General features: G+C 43.0%; 9 protein-coding genes. 7 read left to right on the forward strand and 2 right to left on the reverse strand.

Annotated elements, in window-relative coordinates:
• Positions 1–46: 46 nt before the first annotated feature.
• Entirely contained in the window at positions 47–2,392 is a 2,346-nt protein-coding gene (pbpC, locus tag F8R90_RS08510; protein ID WP_196510391.1) for a penicillin-binding protein 1C, read from the reverse strand.
• A gap of 507 nt (positions 2,393–2,899) precedes the next feature.
• Between pbpC and F8R90_RS08515 the strand changes: the two genes are divergently transcribed.
• Positions 2,900–8,578: an alpha-2-macroglobulin family protein gene (locus tag F8R90_RS08515; RefSeq protein WP_196510462.1), complete on the forward strand. Its 5,679-nt coding sequence runs from the start codon at positions 2,900–2,902 to the stop codon at positions 8,576–8,578.
• A gap of 83 nt (positions 8,579–8,661) precedes the next feature.
• Here F8R90_RS08515 and F8R90_RS08520 read toward each other — a convergent pair whose 3' ends face one another.
• The gene (locus F8R90_RS08520) at positions 8,662–9,351 is read right to left on the reverse strand and encodes a 5'-methylthioadenosine/S-adenosylhomocysteine nucleosidase family protein (protein WP_196510392.1); all 690 of its coding nucleotides are present in this window, start codon (positions 9,349–9,351) and stop codon (positions 8,662–8,664) included.
• Positions 9,352–9,662: 311 nt separating this feature from the next.
• Between F8R90_RS08520 and F8R90_RS08525 the strand changes: the two genes are divergently transcribed.
• The 6 genes from F8R90_RS08525 (at position 9,663) to F8R90_RS08550 (ending at position 17,318) form a co-directional block, all read left to right on the forward strand.
• Positions 9,663–12,368 carry an efflux RND transporter permease subunit gene (locus F8R90_RS08525; RefSeq protein ID WP_196510393.1) on the forward strand — a complete coding sequence of 902 codons (2,706 nt, stop codon included), beginning with the start codon at positions 9,663–9,665 and terminating at the stop codon, positions 12,366–12,368.
• Entirely contained in the window at positions 12,368–13,351 is a 984-nt protein-coding gene (gene hpnA, locus F8R90_RS08530) for a hopanoid-associated sugar epimerase (protein ID WP_196510394.1), read from the forward strand. Before F8R90_RS08525 ends, hpnA begins: the two co-directional genes overlap by 1 nt.
• A gap of 98 nt (positions 13,352–13,449) precedes the next feature.
• Positions 13,450–14,469 carry an adenosyl-hopene transferase HpnH gene (hpnH, locus tag F8R90_RS08535; RefSeq protein WP_196510395.1) on the forward strand — a complete coding sequence of 340 codons (1,020 nt, stop codon included), beginning with the start codon at positions 13,450–13,452 and terminating at the stop codon, positions 14,467–14,469.
• 779 nt (positions 14,470–15,248) lie between these two features.
• A complete protein-coding gene (locus F8R90_RS08540; protein WP_190890270.1) occupies positions 15,249–15,770 on the forward strand; it encodes a phycocyanin subunit beta in 522 nt (173 codons plus the stop codon).
• Positions 15,771–15,853: 83 nt separating this feature from the next.
• On the forward strand, positions 15,854–16,342 hold the full coding sequence (gene cpcA / locus F8R90_RS08545) for a phycocyanin subunit alpha (RefSeq protein WP_190890269.1): 489 nt from the start codon (positions 15,854–15,856) through the stop codon (positions 16,340–16,342).
• Between the two features lie 163 nt (positions 16,343–16,505).
• Positions 16,506–17,318: a phycobilisome linker polypeptide gene (locus tag F8R90_RS08550; RefSeq protein WP_196510396.1), complete on the forward strand. Its 813-nt coding sequence runs from the start codon at positions 16,506–16,508 to the stop codon at positions 17,316–17,318.
• Positions 17,319–17,481: the final 163 nt, after the last annotated feature.

Raw genomic sequence — 17,481 nt, forward strand, 5'->3', positions numbered from 1 at the left:
CAATAATTATTTACGCCGACCTACTTAATTTAATCTGGCTGCCTCCCTAAGAATTACTAATAGAAAAACCTCGACGTGTGGGTTTAATAGTAGCTAACTCTACCTGAAAACTTACTTTGTCGCTCATTTCACCGCTTCTCGCTTCCAAAGTCCACTTACCAGGACGCAGATACCAAAATAAAGAATTAGCTGACTGTGTATTTAGCTTTTCACCATTCAGCCACCACTCTACAGGCGCAGATTTATTTCCCGCTAGCTTAAATTCGAGTTTTTGCTTCGCTTCTTCACCTGGATATAGCAAGAATAAATCGCCATGATGCGGAGATAAAATTCTCAAATTGGTAGAAACAAGACTCGATTGCTGTTGTTTTGCCAACCATTCATCATACTCAGGTGGCAAAGTGAATTGATTTTGACGTTGGTAGGCAATCTTATCTTCTGGATAGAAATATTCCTGCACCACTGAGGAACATTCTGATGTTGGGCGTAACCCAGATATAGCACAAATAGGTAATTGCACTAAACCGTCTGGAGGTGGAAAACCTTCTGGTTCATGATGTTCGTGCAGATGTAACATAATCCGATTCCACAAGGGTGCAGCCCCCGTAACGCCTGAAACTTGTCGCATCGGTTCGCCGTTGAAATTGCCTACCCAGGTAGCAACGGTGTAATCTGTGGTGAAGCCCACCGTCCAAGTATCCCGAAAATTGGAAGAAGTGCCAGTTTTAACAGCAACCGGGAAAGGTAAATTTAGCACTGAGTCTACACCAAATGCTGTTGCACGAGCATGGCTGTCACTAAGCATATTAGTTATTAATTGCCATATTGTCGTCGAATTTGAAATTTTAGATTTAGGACTTTGGTGTGAGCGCTCAGTCGAAGGATTTTGGAATGGGGAATCGGAAAATGTGCTTACTAGCGGCGTAGCTTCTCCGAGCCGCGCCATAGTAACATAAGCTCTAGCTAATTCCCATAAACTAACTTCGCCACTACCGAGAGTTAACCCTAAACCGTAATGTTCTGAGGTTTGATTTAGGTGTTCAAAGCCCAATTGATGCAGACGTTCGAGGAAAGTCTGCACACCTACCTTTTCTAACACCCGCACTGCTGGTACATTTAAAGAATTTGCTAAAGCGATTCGCACCCGCACAGGGCCAAGGAAGCTTTCGGTATAATCTGTTGGGCTATAAAGTTTTGCGCCGGGAATGGCGTAATGGGCGGGTACATCTGCCAAAATAGTATTTGGGCGAATTAAACCTTTTTCTAAAGCTAATTCATATACAAAAGGCTTGAGAGTAGATCCTGGTTGACGTAGCGCCTGTACTCCATCATTGCGTCCCAGTTTGGCTTCATTAAAATAATTAGGTGAACCGACATAAGCCAAAACTTCGCTGGTGCGGTTGTCAATCACCAATGCAGATGCATCATGGACATTATTGGCGGCCAGAGAAGAAATTACCTGCTGCACCTGTGCTTCGACAAACTGCTGTAAAGGACGATTTATAGTCGTGCGGATAACGGATTGATCCTCTAGGGGGGCTTGATTCCCCGCTTTGTAAGCAGGGCTAGGGGGAATCTGATTGGCTAACCAAAACAAAAAGTGTGGTGCGGCAATAATTCCCCGTTGGCTAGACTGAAACACAACTTTTTCGGCGGATGTTCGGGCTGCATTCGCACCGCTAATATACCCTTCCTGTACCATCCGATTGAGGACATATTTTTGCCGCTGCTTCAGCCGTTCCCAATGCTGGTAAGGGTTAAAGTATGTGGGATTATTGGGAATAGCAGCCAACAAACTCGCTTGGGCAAGATTCAACTCACTAGCTGGGATGGAAAAATAAGTCTGCGCTGCTGCTTCTACACCATATATATTCCCTCCCATTGGCAGCCGATTGATGTATGCAGAGAGGATTTCATCTTTATTCATCCCTGCTACTAACCGCCAAGATAGCCAAATCTCTTGCATTTTACCTGACAGAGTACGCGGGACGGGATCTAACATCCGCGCCAACTGCATAGTAATTGTGGAAGCACCGGAAACAATTCTTTTGGCGTGGATGGCTTCTTTGCTGGCGCGGATAACAGCTTTCATATCCAACGCCCCGTGATGGTAAAAGCCAGCATCTTCGGCGGCTAAAATAGCATGGATAAACTGGGGCGAAACCTGATTTAGCGGTACTACTGATGTATGCTCTTGGTCACGGGTGAGCAATGTTCCTAATGGTAAACCATTGCGATCGCTAAATTGCATTGCTAACTGACTTTGGGCAATGTCTGCGGCCCGAATGGGCGCAAAATAGGGTAGTAAGCGTACCACTAGGCATATTAGCAGCACAGCTAGGATAACTTTACTATGCTTAATTTTGGTTAGCGATCGTGAAATTATTTTCATCAGGAAATCCCTGCCCAAGAAAACCTATCTTAATTTTGACCATGCCATTACATCTACATCAGTAAATATGTCAAATCCTTAATAATTCATTTGTCATAACTTAGCAGATATAAATTAATATTTGCAGAAGTTAAATACTTCTTCATCGTTAAGAATTGTAGTCATTTTTGGAACAATAACACTGGATTAGCTATCTATGTAAATAAACATACGAAACATCCAAATATTGGATATAAATCACTAGTGATATTGCGCCCTCAATAAGGGATGCAGACTTTTGTTTGCGATATTTTTTTATTTTAAATTAATAAAAATATGATTATCAAAATTTTAATCCGTTTCCACCATAAAATTATCAATTTCTTCCTTGGCTTACTTGGTGTATTTGGCGGGAGCCTGCGGCAAGCCGTTCGCGTAGCGTCTCGTAGAGAAGCATCTACGTTAAACAAAATTAGTCATTCTTCAAGCCGAAAGAGAATAATCCAGTATTTTCTCATCTTTACATTTATGCTAGGGATGGCAGGATGTAATTTTTTTGGTATCAACTCAGGTAAAGAACAACTACCAGCAGTTTCCCCACTCACACCGCCAAAATTACCAGACTGGATTGAACAAATTAGTCCCATTGGGGATGCGAAACCTCTTAACCAAATCCGCATTCGCTTTAAAGAAGCTTTAATACCAGTTGAAAGCCTAGACAGTCCAGAACAGCAGAAAATATTGCAAAAATTTGCACTTTGGCCGCCTTTACCCGGTCAATTTCGCTTTTTGACACCGCGCATGGTGGGATTTCAAGCAGAGAAAGCCTTGCCAATAGCGACAAGATTTCAAGTCACTCTCAAAGCAGGTTTAGCCGATTTAAAAAATCATCGCCTAGACAAAGATTTACCTTGGACTTTCAATACCGCATCTATCAACCTGACTAATTTACCCGGTGTGAATCCCATTGAAAAGGCTGATATTGAACCAATTGATTTAAAAGAAAAGCTACAGTTTACTTCCAATGTAGAATTAGATTTAGCTTCTGTTCAAGAGCATTTACAGTTAATTCCTGAAGGTAAAAACAAGGGTATAGGTTTTAAAGTTGAATTAAATAAAGAAGAAAAACCATTAGAAGAAAATGAAGATCCTTTAGAAAAAATTGATCCTTCAGCACGCAATTGGATTTATAACCTCATCCCACAGCAAAATCTCGAAAAAGCAACCCCTTATCGTTTAGTATTTTCTCCCGGAATCCGCCCTGCTTATGGCAATCTCCCTACAGAGAAAGAATTTGCCAGTAAGTTAGCAACTTATTCGCCTTTAGCATTTCAGAAAATTAACTTTTACGGACAGCCAGATGCAGGCGGAACTTTTGGAAGATTTCTTAAAGGCAGTCCGCAGCTAGAATTTAATAACATCTTGTTAGCAGATTCAGCTAAAGAAAATATTAAAATTAATCCGGCACCAAAAGACATTTCGAGAATTCTACAAGTTAATGATGAGGATAAAATTGTTGGTATCAATCCTTATGCGCTAGAACCCGCCAAGACTTATACAATTACTATCGGCGCTAATCTCAAAGATAAGTTTGGGCAAACTTTGGGTAAACCTATCACGCTTAAATATGATACTGGAGATTTAGCTGGGGATATCTGGGTACCATCAGATTTAAATATTTTCCCCACAGGTAAAGATTTACAGCTAAATATTAGTACGGTAAACCTACCAGAATCAAAATACAAAGCAGCTTATCGAGTAGTCCAACCAACAGATTTAGTTTATTTTAATTATGGTAATGATTTATTACCAAAACCTTCTAATTGGCAAAGTTTTAACGTATCAGGTAAGAAAAATCAATCTGTTGACGTTGCTGTTCCCCTGCGGGAAAAAATAAGTGCAGCTACGGGAATGTTAGCTTACGGAGTGCAAGCCCGCACTAATAAATATCAGGAGAATGGTAAGGAACTATGGCGGGAACCTACGACTTATGGCTTGGTTGAATTGACGAATTTGGGCGTATTTACTCAGTGGTTTCCTGATTCAGGGTTAATTCGCGTCAATCATCTTACAGATGGTTCGCCAGTTAAAAATAGCGCTATTGAAATTTATCAATCAAAATTACAGGCAAAATCTCGCCCGGAACCTGTACCTTGTGCAACGGGTAAAACTGATGAAAATGGTACTTTTAAAATTAATAGTGAAGAATTACAGCAATGTTATTCTGGAAATGAAAGTTATAGTAAATCACCACAATTATTAGTAATTGCCCGTGAAAATCAAGACTGGGCATTTACCAGAACTGAAGAATATAGCGGTGTCTATGGATATGGCATTGATGCAGGTTGGCAAAATGGTAAGCCAGAATCACGCGGGGTCATTTTTTCAGATAGACAGTTGTATCAACTAGGCGAAAAAGCTTGGTTTACTGGTTTTGTTGACTTCTTACAAAATGGCACAATCCAGCAAGATAAAAATGCTGTTTACCAATTAACTCTGGTAAATCCTGATGGACAAAAGACTAACTTAGGTACGCAAACTACAAATGAATTTGGCACGTTTTCTCTGGAACTGCCAATCAAAACTACTCAGCGCTTAGGCTATTACACAATACAGGCTAAGGGGAAGAATGGGCAAGAAATTTCTGGAGAATTTCGGGTAGCTGAGTTTAAGCCACCCAACTTTAAAGTCGAACTCAACTTAGATAAAGAATTTGCTCTCATTGACGAGAAAGTTGATATTAATGCCACAAGCAATTATTTGTTTGGTGCGCCTGTGGAAGGTGGAGAAGCAAAATATTTTGTCACTCGCCAACAATCTAATTTTATCCCTAAAGGTTGGGAGGAATTTGCTTTTGGTCGGCAATGGTTATGGCCGGAGGAAACTCCTACTATATCTAGTGATGTATTGCAAACTAATGCCCAGTTGGATACTAATGGTAAAAGTAGCCAAACAGTTAATGTTGCCAATGATTTACCATATCCGATGACTTACCGGGTAGATGTGCAAGTTGCAGATGTTTCTAATCTATCTGTAGCGAATTCTAAAACTTTTACAGCCCTACCAAGTAATCGCCTTATCGGGTTAAAAAGTAATTTTATCGCTGATGCTGGTAAGGCTTTTCCCATTGAAGTAATTGTTACTGACCCTACAGGAAAACCGATAACAGGTCAACGGGTGCGCCTGGAATTACAACAGATAAAATACAGCAGCGTTACGCAGTTGGTGGAAGGTAGCCGAACTCCAAAAAATCAAGTTGAATATAAAACAGTGGGACAAGCAGAAATTACATCTACTACCAATTTGCAATCGGTAAACTTAACAGCGCCTGAATCTGGTTCATACCGGATTAGAGTTAATTTTAGCGATGCTAAAAGCGAATTAAGTGCCACAGATTTACAAATTTGGGCAACTGGAGGAAATTCAGTATTTTGGGGTTCTAGAGAACAAAATGTCTTAGAAGTTAAATTAGATAAAAAAGATTTCAAACCGGGTGAAACTGCTACTGCACTAATTCAATCTCCCTATGCAGATGCAGAATTGTACTTTGCTGTAATTAAAGACAAACCCCTTTATCAGCAGATTATTAAAGTTCAGGGAGGCGCACCACAAATTCAGTTTCAAGTTACGCCAGAAATGCTGCCAAATGCAGCAATTGAAGCTGTATTAGTCAGACAAGGTAAACCCATAAGCCAAGTGGAACCAGGAAGTTTAGATAACTTGGTCAAAATTGGTTTTACACCTTTTAAAGTTAACTTGGAGGAGAAGTATTTAAAACTACAAATTAAGCCAGTGCAAGCATCATTAGAACCTGGTGCAGAAGAAACAGTACAACTAGAACTAAAGGACAATCAAGGAAATCCCACCCAAGGACAGTTTACAGTCATGGTGGTAAATGAGGCTGTGTTACAACTTTCTGGCTATCGTCCGCCAGATTTGGTGGATACAGTTTATGCAGAACAGCCAATATCTACCCGCTTTAGCGATAATCGACCAGATGTAATTCTACAACCACAAGATGTAGCTAAACCCAAAGGTTGGGGTTATGGCGGTGGTTTCTCAACTGGCGCAGCAAATACTCGCACTCGCACAGATTTTCAAGCCTTAGCTTACTACAACGGTTCTGTTCTTACTGATGCTAACGGTAATGCACAGATAACTTTTAAACTCCCGGATAACTTAACTACATGGCGGGTGATGGCTGTCGCCACTGATGGAAATCTGCGTTTTGGGAATGGGGACGCGACTTTTATCACCACAAAACCACTGCTAACTAATGCCATCTTGCCACAGTTTGCCCGTCCAGGCGATCGCATCCTCGCTGGTTTATCCGTAACTAACAATACTGGGAATACAGGAAATCTCTCAATTAGTGGCGAACTTAGCGGTACTGTGAAGTTTGCCGAGAAAAACCCCACAACTACTGCTTTGCAAACCAAAGCTGAATCTGCTACTCATGCTTATCGCTTTCCAATGGTGGCAGATAATGTGGGAGTTGGTAAAGTTCGCTTTACGACTCAGCTAAATGGTACAGCCGCAGATGCTTTTGAAGTGCCTTTGGAAATTAAGTCACTGGAAATTACCGAACAAGTCGTTGAAACTGGTGTCACTGAAAAACAGGTAAAAATTCCCCTGAATGTTGACAAAAATACCTTCCCTGATGCGGGAGGTTTAGATATTCAGTTAGCGAGTACTTTAATACCGGAGATTCAAGCACCAGCAAAGCAGGTTTTGGAAGATGATGATTTACCTTTCACAGAACCTGCTGCAAGTCAGTTAATCATTGCTGCCAATCTGCAAACTATCGCCCAAAAATATGGTCAGACATTTGCAGAATTTAATCCTAGCCAACAGGCAAAACAAGCCATTGAAAAATTACAAAAACTCCAAATAGCTGATGGTGGTTTTGCTGCTTTCCCTGGGCAAGAAAAATCCGATCCTTGGGTTTCTTCCTATGCGGGTGAATCTTTGGTAAAAGCCAGTCAGGCGTTCCCTAATTTAGTCGATTCTGCAATACTGCCTCGCCTCAAAACTTATCTGCAAAAAGTTCTGGCGAACCCTGGAGAATATGAGTTTTGCAAGCAAATACTATGTAAAAGGCAACTGCAACTTAATGCTTTAATTGCTTTAACAGAACTGGGTGAAAAACGCAATACTTTCCTCGCAGATATTTATGAACAGCGCAATAATTTTGATATAGTAACTCAAATTAAATTGGCGCGATACTTATCTCAATTCCCAGAATGGCAAGACGAATCTCAACAATTAGTGAACAAGCTGCAACAGAATATATATGAAACTGGCCGCACAGCAGTTGTAAGTTTACCCCGTAGTTGGGGATGGATGAGTTCATCGACCACCGCGCAAGCGCAAGCTTTACGATTATTTATTGCCAAACAAAGTAAACCCGAAGTTATAAATAAGTTATTCCAAAGTCTTATCGCACTGCGGCGGAATGGCACATGGCAAACTAACTATAATAATGCCCAAGTATTAACAGCTTTGGTAGAATATAGCCAACTGCAACCCACACCACCTAATTTTGTTGCCACAGTGCAATTAGCTGGTAATAAGTTAGGAGAAAATAGGTTTAATGGCTATCAAAATCCTAGCTTAAAGCTAAATGTGCCAATGAATAAATTACCTCGTGGCCGTCATGATTTAACGTTGCAAAAATCAGGTAAGGGCACTTTACACTATCTGGTTGCTTATAATTATCGCTTGCAGGGAAATCAACCAGGTAGGTTTAACGGTTTACGGGTAACACGAGAAATTAGCAAATTAAATGAAGCGAAATTCCTACAAAAAACAGGACTTTACGCTTTTGATAAACCCTTGACTTTAGCTTCTGGACAAGTATTTGATATTGGTTTAGAAATCATCGCCGATCATCCTGTGGATCATCTGGTGATTAAAGATCCGCTACCATCAGGTTTTGAGGCGGTGGATGCAAGTTTTCAAACTACCACAGCTGCATTACAAGCAAAAGCCGATAGCTGGGAACTTGGCTTTAGGAATATCTACCGCGATCGCATTATCGCCTACGCCGACCACCTGGAACCAGGAGTTTATAGCCTCCATTACTTAGTCCGTTCTGTCACCCCTGGTACATTTTCTTGGCCTGGTGCTGAAGTTCACCTGCAATATGCACCAGAAGAATTTGGGCGTACAGCTGAGTCTACATTAATCCTGGAGGATGGGAATTGAAAGCTATTTTAGAGCCTTTAGCCTCCGGTAACGTTTTGTTTTAGCTGTTAATTTATTCAGCAAGGGGAATGTCAATTCAGCCTCTAGCCAGAAAAGAGCGTATTTGTAACTTCTTCTAACACCTTTAATGCTGTTAATGAACCTCGAATCAACCGAGTAGCAGCAAGGGGTTGTCGAAGCATTCCCATCGCTAAAGGAAAAGGGTTTAGGGAACCATCAGAGTTAATTGCTGGTGTGAGATCGGGGATATCGTGCTGACAATCGTCACTAACTACTCGCAGCATTGCCACGTCCACCCCGGCTGCATTGAAAAACTCTAGGGCGGTAAATCCTTCCATATCAACAACATCAGCCGCCAAAGTCTCACCTAAACGGTGTTTTTCGGCAGCAGACCAAATCACGCGATCGCTTGTCAGTGACTTGACAAATGATACTTTATCTGGTATTGAGGAGTGCAATTGATCTGTGAAAGTGCGATCGCATTCTTGCTGCTTCCCCTGATAAACACAATCTTGATACAGCACAATATCACCAACTGCATAGCGATCGCTCAAACTGCCACATACACCCATAATCAGCACTCTGGATTTTGGAGCCAGAAATTGTCCATTTCCTTGGGATTGTTGGAGGTATTTGAGTAAAGGCTTCATCCCAACAGGTATAGCTACTACTGTTGGGATGGAACCAGTAATGCCGCTTAATCCGCGACACACAGCTTTATATTCTGCTCCCTGAGGCACCAGAATTGTGTTGATGGGCAAAAAATTAGACACTAGCCCTCTCGACAGTTTCAAGTTTGCGTTTGGGTATAAATAGGCGAGCGTGGCTTAATTCTTCTGTACCTTGGAGAGTGATGTCTACGACGGGCTACGCCTACGCAGTTTGTAAAGCTCCGACAGAATAATTCCTTATGCTCGACAGAACCAAGTTTCATTTCTAAAGTTCAATTCTGTATTAAAAATTTTGCCACATCTGAGTAACAATAAGTAATATTGCCGTTTTGTGGTGCTCAAAACTCGCAAACCGAAGGTGATTGCTGTAGCATGTCTAAGTAATTGTGTCACCCACACGATAATTTTCCAAGATGGTAAAGCTTCATCGCTCAAAATCCGCACGAGAACTCTTCAATATTTCCAAATTGGCGATTCAATTTTCGTGGCTGACGGTGAGTTTTTGGATTGCCGTAACGGTAGCTGGTATTCTGGCTTTCAGTTCTCTCAAGTATGCTTTGTTCCCAGATATTACATTTCCAGTGGTGGTTGTAAATGCTACAGCCCCCCTGAAAACTGCTCTGGATACAGAGGCAAAACTCACCCAACCCCTGGAAGAACGCCTCCGCTCCCTAGAAGGGCTGGAGAATATGCGCTCATCCACTTATCCAAGTCAAACAGCCGTTGCCCTTTCTTTTGCCGTTGGGACGAATTTAGAAACATCGACCAAAGAAGTTGAAGCTGCCCTTAAGCAGTTGACTTTGCCTCAAGGAGCGACTTCTAAAATTATTCCTCTGAATTTAAATGAGTCAGCCGCCATTAGCTATGCCATTGAGAGTCCCACGCGGAATCTCACAGATTTGAACAAGTTGGCGCAAGACGAGATTGTAAGTGCGATCGCTAAATTACCAGGAGTCCTCAAAGTCTCACTGTTGGGTGGTGCTACTGCAACTCCTCCCCTAAATCCAGCTAATGCCAGTGCATCTGTTCCCCAATCAGGAGCAACATTAGTCAGGTTTAACGGGCAAGATGCACTAGCATTTCAGGTAATCAAACGCGGTAGCGCTAACACCTTAGAAGTAGTCAGTCTAGTTGAGAAAGAAGTCCAAAGGCTACGCTCTACCCTCAAGGATGTCAACCTCACTTTAGCTGCCACCCAAGCAGAATATATCCGCCAAGCTACCCAGTCAACAATCGATGCGCTGATGGAAGCAGTCTTGTTGTCTATCGTAGTAATTTTTCCTTTTTTATGGAATTGGCGGGCAACTTTCATCTCTGCCTTGGCGATTCCAACATCTTTGTTGGCGACGTTTATTGTCATGGCAATTTTTGGTTTCAACCTAGAAACGATTACGTTGCTGGCTTTGGCCTTAGTGATTGGCAGTGTAATCGATGATGCGATCATCGATGTCGAAAACATCATGCGGCACATCGAAGAAGGGGAAACTCCTCGCCAAGCCGCCTTTTCAGCAACAGATGAAATTGGCTTAACAGTCATCGCCACCACTGCTACAGCAGTAGCGGTTTTTTTACCCATTGGTTTGATGGGTGGAGTAATCGGGCAGTTCTTCAAGCCATTCGGAATTACGGTTTCAGCAGCCATGATTGCTTCGACGCTGGTCGCCCGTACATTATCACCAGCCTTAGCCACTTTCTGGCTAAAACCTGCTACTTCAACTCCGCGCCGCCAGGAAGCAAACACCTGGCTGAATTTTACCCAATATTACAGAAATTTACTCCACTGGTCTTTAAACCACCGCAAAACAGTTATCGCATTAGCCATACTTAGCTTTGTTGCAGGTATGGCACTGAGTCTACTCATTCCCAAAGGGTTTATTCCTAAATTAGATCGCGGCGAGTTCAATATTACTTACACCGCACCCTTGCCAAAAATCCCTGAGCAATTTTTGCAGGGACAAGGAGGACAAGCAGGGCAAGGGGGACAAGGGGGAATTTCTTCCTTATCTGCTGCATCCCAATTCCCTATCCCCAATCCTTTGAATGATTCTCTAGAAGTTGCCAAGAAACTAGAAGATGTGGTGAGAAAATCTCCAGTAGTAGAAACGGTGTTTACTACTGTTGGTTCTCGTGAAGGTGAGCCAAACAAAGGTACGCTTTATGTGAAACTGAAGGAAGACCGCAACATCAAGACCGCGGAAGTACAAGACCAATTACGCTCGTCTTTGCCTAATCTTCCTGGTGTGAGTACCAGCGTAGAAGATATTCAATTTGTTGATACTGGTGGACAAAAACCTTTACAGGCATCACTAAGAGGCGATAACCTCCAAAGCCTCAGCAAAGCTGCCAAGGCAATTAAAGAGCGCATCGAAAAACTACCGGGATTTGCTGATGTCACTGTGACAAGTGAAACAAACCCGCAGGGTACAGTTTTTCAAATTGAGCGGCTCAACAATCAAAGAGTTGCTTATATTAGTGCCAATCTGGGTAAGGATTTGTCCTTGGGTAGTGCCACCGACCAATTAGTAGCAGAAGCAAAAGCAGTGTTACCTGCTGGTGTAACTTTAGACTTGGGAGGAGATTCTGCCCGCCAAGGTGAAGTATTTAGTAGTTTTGGTACTACTTTACTTTTATCAGCATTGTGCATTGTCGTAGTACTGATTTTGCTGTTCAAAAGCTGGATAGACCCAGTAGTAATAGGTGTTTCTTTGCCCTTGTCAATTGTCGGTGCCATGTTGGCTTTACTCTTCACCAAGAGTGATTTTGGCATGATCTCACTGATTGGCTTTGTGTTTTTGTTGGGACTAGCAAATAAAAATGCCATCTTACTGGTAGATTACATCAACCAACTCCGCAAATCTGGCTTAGACCGCACAGAGGCGATTCTCAAAGCTGGCCCAGTGCGCCTCAGACCAATTATGATGACCACTGCCTCTACACTCTTAGGAATGCTACCGATCGCATTGGGCTTTGGTGCTGGTTCCGAATTGCGATCGCCTATGGCTGTAGCGATCGCAGGTGGACTCATAACTTCAACTATCCTCAGCTTGATTGTTGTGCCGGTAGTCTACGCCATTTTGGATGATTGGTTTCCCCGATTTCAGACCAGGGAGAGAATTTGATGCAAGTCTTTGTCACGGGGGGTACGGGCTTTATTGGTGCTCACTTAGTACGGTTGTTACTCCAACAGAGATATGATGTCAAAGCACTGGTACGCTCAAGCAGCAATTTGGAGAATCTACGCGGTTTGGAGGTGGAAATTGTCAAAGGCGATTTGAATGATCCAAATCTCTGGCAACAGATGGAAGGTTGTCAATACCTATTTCATGTAGCAGCCCATTATTCCCTCTGGCAAACAGACCGGGAGTTACTCCACCATCACAATGTCTTGGGTACGCGCAATGTGTTGGCAGCAGCTCGCAAAGCAGGGATTGAGCGCACCGTTTATACTAGTTCAGTAGCGGCAATTGGAGTAGGATCATCTGGTCAAGTCGTCGATGAAACACATCAGAGTCCCTTAGAAAAGTTGGTGGGTGACTACAAAAAGTCCAAGTTTCTCGCTGAACAAGAAGCCATGCAAGCCGTTGCTACAGGTCAGGAAGTAGTTATTGTCAACCCCAGCAGCCCAATTGGCTCGTTGGATATCAAACCTACCCCAACAGGTGATATCATCCTGCGGTTTTTGCGACGGCAAATGCCCTTTTACTTAGATACTGGTTTGAATTTTATCGATGTGCGGGATGTGGCATGGGGACATTTACTGGCTTTGCAAAGAGGTAAATCAGGCGATCGCTATATCTTAGGTCATCAAAACCTAAGTCTCAAAGAACTACTCGAACAACTCACCGATATCACCGGTCTAAGCGCCCCTCAACGAACAGTACCCGCTTGGTTGCCCCTTAGTGTTGCTTGGGTTGATGAAAAGATTCTCGCACCCTTGGGAAAATTGCCTTCAGTACCATTAGATGGCGTGCGGATGGCGAAACAACCTATGTATTATGATGCCGCCAAGGCTGTACGAGAGTTGGGTCTACCCCAATCTCCGCTGAAAGCGGCACTCAAAGATGCTGTGGATTGGTTTGTTGCTCAGGGTTACGTTCAATGAGAAATATAGCAATTCACGTGTGGATGCAATATGTAGGGGTGCATAGATGTGCGCCCCTAAAGTGGTGTTTTTATATTTAAAAGAGGAGCGATCGCACAATGGCAGTTAATCTACAACAAGCTATGGATATTGGGAAGTATCTTGTTACGCAGCGTTTGAAAGGACGTAAACGCTTCCCCTTAGTATTAATGTTGGAACCTCTTTTTCGGTGTAATCTCGCTTGTACTGGTTGTGGTAAAATCCAACATCCAAAGGAAATTTTAAAGCAAAATCTCACCCCAGAACAGTGCTTTACCGCAGTGGAAGAGTGCGGCGCACCGGTTGTCTCAATTCCTGGGGGAGAACCTCTGCTACACCCCCAAATTGATGAGATTGTCCGGGGCTTAATTGAGCGCAAGAAATATATTTACTTGTGTACCAATGGTTTGTTGTTAGAAAAGAACCTGGATAAGTTTGAACCTTCTCCTTACCTGACTTTTAGTGTGCATTTAGATGGGATGCGGGAGTTGCATGATCAGTGTGTCGATCGCAAAGGTGTTTTTGATATTGCTGTCAAAGCCATTCGCGCTGCTAAAGCTAAAGGCTTTCGTGTCACCACTAACACCACTATCTTTGAAGGTACCCAACCCAAAGATATGCAAGAGTTCTTCGACTTTCTAGAAACACTAAATACTGACGGGATGATGATTTCTCCCGGCTACAGTTACGAATGGGCACCAGATCAAGATCATTTTCTCCACCGTGAACAAACACGCGCCCTCTTTCGGGAAATTCTGGCTCCATACAAAGCTGGTGAAAAAAACTGGAACTTCAATCACAATCCTCTGTTCTTAGATTTTCTCACTGGTGAAAAGGACTATGAATGCACGCCTTGGGGTAGCCCTAGTTATAGTGTTCTCGGTTGGCAAAAACCTTGCTATCTGCTGAACGAAGGTTATTACTCCACCTTCAAGGAATTACTGGCACAAACTGACTGGAGTCAATACGGCCAGAAGAGTGGTAATCCCAAGTGTGCTGATTGTATGGTTCACTGCGGTTACGAACCCACCGCCGCAATGGATGCAATGCAACCGCAAAATATGGCGCGTGCCCTTGGCAGTGTGTTTGGTAGGAACTAAAAAGTAGTAAATGCAACATATTTAGAGGGTGCGATGCCTGCGGCGGGCTACGCCTACGCACCCTCCAAATATTATTATCTGGTTCATTGCGATCTTATGAAAGTCATTATTGGCTAATAGATTTTGGGACTTGCCTATTCACCTGACTTGAATATGATTGAGCGATGTTGGGTCTTGGCTCAATAGCATGATTTGAAAGCAGTTAGACCGTTCTGAAATTTTGCCAGAGGCTATAGAGCATATTCTTCACTACCGCTATGAACCCACGGCTGCAATGGATGCAATGGATGCAATGCAACCGCACATATAGGGCGTGCCCTTGGCAGGAGCTAAAAAGTAGCAAATACTACACAACTTAAGGGTGCGATGCCTGAGGTGGGCTACGCCTACGCACTTTTAAAGGGATTTCCAGAAATAAATTTTCCCATCTTTTGGGCTGGAGAAAAGTCAAAAGAGCAAAGAGAGAAGAATGTGAACTTATGTAAACGAAATTAACAAACATAACAATAATTTGTAATAAATAATGACGCGGCAGCATTGTATAAAGAGAACTTGGAAGTGAAAAACAACATCTTAATCAGGTTTTCCAGTCGTTCATAGAAGTTTGAAGTTTTTTAACAAAAGTTTTAATCTGAAAGCCTGGAGATCGTAAACTTATTCCGTGGATGTCTGTTTTAAACCTTTCGTAACTCGTCAGGCAGTGCTGACATCAAAAAAGCTGAACCATTCAGTTTTGAGTCCAATTATTCTTAAGCAAGCAAATTAGGAGATTTAAGGCAATGGTTTTAGATGCATTTGCAAAAGTAATCACCCAAGCTGATGCCCGCGGTGAATATCTCAGCGCTGCTCAGTTGGATGCTTTAGCTGCCCTAGTTAAAGATGGCAACAAGCGTGCAGATACCGTAAACCGGATTACCAGCAACTCCTCAGCAATTGTTGCCAATGCAGCTCGCGCTTTGTTCGCAGAACAGCCTCAGTTGATTGCTCCTGGTGGTAACGCTTACACCAACCGTCGGAATGCTGCTTGCTTGCGTGACATGGAAATCATCTTACGCTATGTAACCTATGCAATCTTTGCTGGTGATGCAAGTGTGTTAGATGATCGTTGTCTAAACGGTCTACGCGAAACCTACTTGGCTCTAGGAACTCCTGGTGCTTCTGTAGCAGTTGGCGTGCAAAAGATGAAGGAAGCAGCTTTGGCTCTTGTTAACGACCCCAATGGTATCACCAGAGGCGATTGCAGCGCTATATCATCTGAAGTTGCTAGCTACTTTGATCGTGCAGCCGCAGCAGTAGGCTAAACCCCTTCGAGACTATTGACTGACAACTGTCAGTTAGACAAAACAAATTTCAACAAAATTGTAAATAGGGAGATACTAAACCCATGAAGACACCTCTTACCGAAGCAGTTGCAGCAGCAGATTCTCAAGGTCGCTTTCTCTCCAGCACAGAAATTCAAACCGCTTTTGGTCGTTTCCGTCAAGCTCCAGCTAGCTTAGAAGCAGCAAAAAGCTTGTCTGCTAATGCTCAACGTTTGACAGAAGGCGCTGCTCAAGCGGTGTACAACAAGTTCCCCTACACAACTCAACAACAAGGCCCTAACTTCGCTTCTACCAGCACTGGTAAAGCAAAGTGTGCGCGTGACATCGGCTACTACCTGCGGATCGTTACCTATTCCTTAGTTGTCGGTGGTACGGGCCCCTTGGATGACTTCTTGATTTCTGGCTTGGCTGAAATCAACCGCACTTTCGATCTATCTCCCAGCTGGTACGTTGAAGCTCTCAAGTACATCAAGGCTAACCACGGTCTAAGTGGCGACCCTGCTGTAGAAGCTAATTCCTACATCGACTACGCAATTAACGCTCTAAGCTAATAGAGTGTATTTAGCCCGGAAAGGAAAACAAGCTCTGTTGGCAGATAGCTAGGAGTTGGTTTACCTTTCTGGGCAGTTTTATTTTCAAAAGACTGTTAAAAGACTAGAAAAAATTTTTCTAAAAAGTTTTCAGTTTTGCAGTTAAAACTGAGGAGGTTTAAAAATGGCAGCTTTGGGACAAGCCACAAGGCTAGGAATTGGAGCCTTTGAAAACTCAGGACTGGCAGAACTACGTCCCGATAGAACAGAAGCGGATGTGCAAGTGATCATCCGAGCAGCTTACCGTCAAGTTTTGGGTAATTCATACCTGCTGGAAGGAGAGCGTCTTGTCAGTGCAGAATCACTGTTGCAGCAAGGTGTGATTTCAGTTCGGGGGTTTGTGCTAGCCATTGCTCAGTCGGAACTATATCGGGAGAAGTTTTTCCATTCAAACTCGCAAATTCGATTTATCGAGTTGAATTATAAGCATTTATTGGGTCGTGCCCCCGGAGATGAGTCAGAAATTTCGTACCACGTTGAGCTTTACAACTCACAAGGTTACGAAGCTGAGATTAACTCATACATAGACTCGCAAGAATATCAAGAAAGCTTTGGCGAAAATATTGTCCCATACTATCGTGGCTTTCAAAGCCAAGTAGGGCAGAAAAATGTTGGCTATAGCCGACTATTCCAACTGTATCGGGGTTATGCCAATAGCGATCGCGCTCAAGGGCAAAAACAAGGACGGCTAACTTGGGAAGTAGCTAAGAATCTGGCTTCACCTATCTACCCAGTCTCTACAGGAGCCTTAACAGGTCTCTCAACAGGTGGTCGAGGAGAAACATACCGGATTAGAGTACTACAAGCAGCTTCTCCAAACTCAGCTGTGGTGCGGCGCGGTACTGCGGAGTTACTCGTCCCCTACGAGCAACTTTCTAGTAAATTGCAGCAGCTTAATCGTAAGGGCAGTAAGGTTATTAGCATTACAGCCGTATAAATAGGGCATCGGGAATTAAGTGAGGAGTTAGGAGTTCGGTGAGGAGTGAGGAGTTAGAAGTTAGAAGTTATGAGTTTTGAATTCCTAACTATACCCCAACTCTCAACTGTTAACGCCTAACTCCTCACTTTTACCAATTACTAAATTACAAAAGGAAAATTAC

Source organism: Nostoc sp. NZL (assembly GCF_015714705.1).
Classification (GTDB): domain Bacteria; phylum Cyanobacteriota; class Cyanobacteriia; order Cyanobacteriales; family Nostocaceae; genus Nostoc; species Nostoc foliaceum_A.